This window comes from Paenibacillus sp. Aloe-11, from assembly GCF_000245715.1.
Taxonomy (GTDB): domain Bacteria; phylum Bacillota; class Bacilli; order Paenibacillales; family Paenibacillaceae; genus Paenibacillus; species Paenibacillus kribbensis.
On the sequence record NZ_JH601052.1, the window covers coordinates 147,887 to 148,274 of the forward strand.

The window sequence follows — 388 nt, forward strand, 5'->3', positions numbered from 1 at the left end:
TATCCGTGATGCGATGTATTGGATGATGGGCAGTCTGGCAGGCGCGCAATGGGATACGCTTCTTGTTCCGACCCTCATTATAGCTGCCGGAACGATAGTTCTGCTGACTCAATACCGCTCACTGAATGCTTTGCTGACAGGCGAAGAGACAGCAGTGACGCTCGGTGTGAACGTACAGACGTTTCGCGTGCTGCTCGTCATTGTCGCCTCACTTCTAACCGGAGCGGTTGTGGCGGTTAGTGGCTCCATTGGCTTCGTCGGGCTGATGATTCCGCATATCGTGAGGCTGATGGTGGGATCGGATCATCGACGTGTTCTGCCCGTCAGCCTGCTCGCGGGAGCGATCTTTGTGGTGTGGGCAGACGTATGTGCCCGGCTCGTGCTGGCT

General features: G+C 56.7%; 1 protein-coding gene. It reads left to right on the forward strand.

Going from position 1 to position 388, the window contains the following annotated elements:
* A partial coding sequence (locus tag WG8_RS28330; RefSeq protein WP_007430277.1) for a FecCD family ABC transporter permease occupies window positions 1-388 on the forward strand: 388 nt, incomplete at both ends.